Origin of the sequence: Stenotrophomonas sp. SY1, from assembly GCF_021202945.1 — a bacterium.
Lineage (GTDB): Bacteria > Pseudomonadota > Gammaproteobacteria > Xanthomonadales > Xanthomonadaceae > Stenotrophomonas.
Genome location: NZ_JAJOYR010000038.1, coordinates 1 through 305, shown reverse-complemented (window position 1 = coordinate 305; position 305 = coordinate 1). Strand labels below are relative to the sequence as shown.

Below are 305 nucleotides of genomic sequence, written 5' to 3'. Positions count from 1 at the left end.
GGCTTGCGTCGCCTGAGCAGGGCGCTACGCGGGTACGGCACCTGTAGGCGCGGGGGCACCCGGGAAAGGGCCGGGCCTGCTGGCCAATTACCACCCGCCGCTCCCCGTTGCCGCCGCCACCGTATTCGCGGGTAAACCCGCTCCTACAGTCGGACATTAACTGAGCTGCGCCCCAGATGTTGGACGGTCGGTGCTAGGCTACCTCAGCTTGAGTTCTGTAAGCCACAGGACTCAGGCCGTTGAGTTTCATTTTAATGCGGTCATGGTTGTAGTAGTGGATGTACTCATCCAGTCCCGCCTGTAGC

At 62.0% G+C, this 305-nt stretch carries 1 protein-coding gene; it reads right to left on the bottom strand.

Translation table 11 applies throughout. From position 1 onward, the window contains the following. Positions 1-193 precede the first annotated feature (193 nt). On the bottom strand, positions 194-305 hold a 112-nt coding region (locus tag LR961_RS19210), incomplete at its 5' end, for an IS3 family transposase (protein ID WP_232151579.1).